The following is a 2970-nucleotide window of genomic DNA, read 5'->3' as shown; positions in this document are numbered from 1 at the left end:
CCAGCATGTCAAAGAAATCATTGAATCGCAAAAAACAGGTACGAGAAAAACTCGGAAAGATGCGGTGCTTGTAAACGAGTTGCTCGTGACATCTGACAAAAATTTTTTTGACCGTCTGGATCCTACAGAACAAAAACGATTTTTTGAGGAAAGTTATAAATTATTTTCCGAACGCTATGGCGAGCAAAATATTGCTTATGCAACGGTACATATGGACGAAAAAACGCCCCATATGCATGTTGGCGTTGTGCCAATGCGTGATGGAAAACTGCAAGGGAAAAATGTGTTCAATCGTCAAGAATTGCTTTGGTTGCAAGATAAGTTTCCCGAGCATATGCAAAAGCTTGGCTTTGATTTGGAGCGTGGAGAAAAAGGTTCTACTCGTGAGCATTTGGAAACGAGGGAATTCAAAAAGCAGACGCTGGAAAAAGAAATTGATTTTCTAGAAAAAAATCTCCAGGAGAAGAAAAATGAATTGCTCGCCCTCAATGAAAAAGTTCCAGATGAAATTAAAGTTCGGGCCAAAAGGGAATTTCAGCAAATCGAGGTTAAGAGCGAGGAAAAGAATCTTTTTGGGATTCCCAAAAAAGAGTTGAAAAAGACACCGACTGGAAATGTGATTGTTCCCGAACAAGACTTTAAAAATTTGGTTCATGCTGCCAAAGAAAATAAACAGCTAAAAGGCAAGATGGAAAAAATATTGAACACCGATTTAGCAAAGGAAAATAAAGCTTTGGGTCAAAAGCTTAGAGTGATTTATAAAGAGTGGGAAACAGAAGCCAATTCAAATAAAAAATTAAGACAGGAAAATATGCAGTTGCTTCGAGAGAATAGCAAATTAAAAAGCCATATAAGCGATTTAAAGCGTGAAATTGGTTTGATATATAAAAGCACCAAAGAATTTTTAAAAGCCCGTACAAACGATTTAAAGACGTTTAAGAGCCTTTTTAATGATTTGGTAGGCAAAATTAAAGAAAAAGCCCCTGAGGGCGAATTTGAGCGTTTAAACAGGGTTGAAAAGCGTCGTGAAAGAGAAAATGGTCTTGAAAGATAAAAAGCACCTGAAAAAGGTGCTTTTTTTGGTTTTTTGAACTTGGATTTTTTGGGGTGAGAGAGGAAAAAGGGGGGGCTACTACGACCCCCCCTTTAAGTGCCGAGTGCCAAATTGAGAGAAAAAGCCATTCAAACCCTAGAGCCACAAGGGTTTGAAGCTTGCGACATTTGAGCGACATTTCGGCGACATTTTGAGCGACATTTTGCCTTTTACATATTTTTTGTGTATTTTATTGCAAAAATTACACCACTTTGTTATATTATTTTTAACATGCAAAAAGGAGAACGATATGACAAATAAAAAGAGATTTACAATCACTATGTCAGAAAGTGTTCACGCTTATTTAGAGGAGTTGTGCAAAGAGAAGGGTTTGAGTAAGTCTGCGATGATTACAGTAGTTTTGGAAGAATACAAGAAAGGGCAGAAATGAACACAAAAAAAGCGACCCCCTGGAAGAGTTCGCTTTTTGGAATTCCTTTGTTTCTGTTAGGGTGATTATAACATTATGGCTAAAGATAAGGCAAGATACTTTACGTTTCTGTTGTACCCTGAAAGCATACCCGAAGATTGGGAAACGAAATTGGAATCGCTCGGTGTTCCTATTGCGATTAGCCCACTTCATGATAAAGATTTAAGTAAAGTTGAGGGACAAAAATATAAAAAAGCCCATTATCATGTGATTTATGTGGCGAAAAATCCTGTTACTGCTGATAGTGTCCGTAAAAGAATACAACGAGCATTGGGTAATAAAAGTGTTTCCATGGTGCAAATTGTAGTTCAAAGCATGGAAAATATGTATTTATATTTAACGCACGAATCAAAAGACGCTATCGCTAAAAACAAGCATGTATATGACAAGAAAGATATTAAACTACTAAACAATTTTGATATTGATAGATACATAACGCTTGATGTTGAAGAAAAAGACGACATGCTGAATGATCTTTGTGATTTGATTGATGAACATGGACTGGCTAATATTCGTGAATTAAGAAGGTTTGTAAGGGTTCGTGGGGAAGAATATAACTTACCCAGCATGAAGATTATCAATTCTGTTTTACGTTCGCATACTGGATTGATTAGACTGTATTTTGATGCCGTTTATCAAGAACGGAAATATGGTCGGGGCGATATTGATAGAGAAACAGGAGAGTTAAAATAATCGACATAAAACGACAGAAAAGGATTGAGATACAAGAGATACAGAAGATTCTTCTGTATCTTTTTCTGTATCTTTTTTTATTTTGTTCTGGTGGGCGCTTGAAGGAGAAAGCGACACGTGGCGTCTGTCAATAGAATCGTGGAATACCGGAATGAGCGATAGCGAAATGAGGATATGCCGCGAAAGTCGATTGACAGACTCACCACACCCGAACCCTCTTGGCATTGAATCGAATCCCATTCGATTCCTGCCGACCGGCGAGGGAGTCCCCTCAAAATTGAGGGGGTTGGGGGAGTTTTTATTGGGGGGATCAAGGGGGAATCATTTCCCCTTGTGGGTTTGGGCAAAGCCCAAGGTTTTCCCATGCGTTAGCATGGTTCGGCGGGTAGCCGAAAAAGCCTCGCAGAGCACACACTTTACGAATGTAAAGTATAGTGTGTTATACTTTACATGGAAGTGTTGCCGAAAAACTGACCCCGAAACGGAGCTGATTTTATGAGTTATGCGGTCGTCCGAATGCAGAAAATGAAGGCGCATGATTTGAAAGGAATTCAGTTTCATAATCAGCGTGAAAGAGAAAGCAGGACGAATTCGGATATTGATAAAGAGCGTTCCCATGAAAATTATGATTTGGTCCATGATGGGAAAATTGATTATAACCAGCATGTCAAAGAAATCATTGAATCGCAAAAAACAGGTACGAGAAAAACTCGGAAAGATGCGGTGCTTGTAAACGAGTTGCTCGTGACATCTG

Annotated in this window: 4 protein-coding genes; all 4 read left to right on the top strand. The window is 38.7% G+C overall.

Annotation, left to right across the window (positions count from 1 at the left end; genetic code table 11):
• The coding region (gene mobV, locus ACFVSN_RS45080) for a MobV family relaxase (protein ID WP_387959308.1) at positions 1-1054 on the top strand (1054 nt) is incomplete at its 5' end.
• A gap of 289 nt (positions 1055-1343) precedes the next feature.
• Complete coding sequence (locus tag ACFVSN_RS45075; RefSeq protein ID WP_043858540.1) at positions 1344-1484, top strand: CopG family transcriptional regulator; 141 nt, start codon at positions 1344-1346, stop codon at positions 1482-1484.
• A 75-nt stretch (positions 1485-1559) separates the two neighbouring features.
• A complete protein-coding gene (locus tag ACFVSN_RS45070; protein ID WP_043858541.1) occupies positions 1560-2216 on the top strand; it encodes a replication protein in 657 nt (218 codons plus the stop codon).
• A gap of 495 nt (positions 2217-2711) precedes the next feature.
• The coding region (locus ACFVSN_RS45065) for a plasmid recombination protein (RefSeq protein ID WP_387959306.1) at positions 2712-2970 on the top strand (259 nt) is incomplete at its 3' end.

This window comes from Kitasatospora sp. NPDC057904, from assembly GCF_042887925.1.
Classification (GTDB): Bacteria; Actinomycetota; Actinomycetes; order Streptomycetales; family Streptomycetaceae; genus Kitasatospora.
Note: the sequence above shows the minus strand (reverse complement) of the source record. Positions and strands in the feature narration are given on the sequence as shown.

Excerpts from the sequence above, each read along its gene's own strand:
- ACFVSN_RS45075 (WP_043858540.1), top strand. The coding sequence starts at position 1,344 with ATGACAAATAAAAAGAGATTTACAATCACTATGTCAGAAAGTGTTCAC.
- ACFVSN_RS45070 (WP_043858541.1), top strand. The coding sequence starts at position 1,560 with ATGGCTAAAGATAAGGCAAGATACTTTACGTTTCTGTTGTACCCTGAA.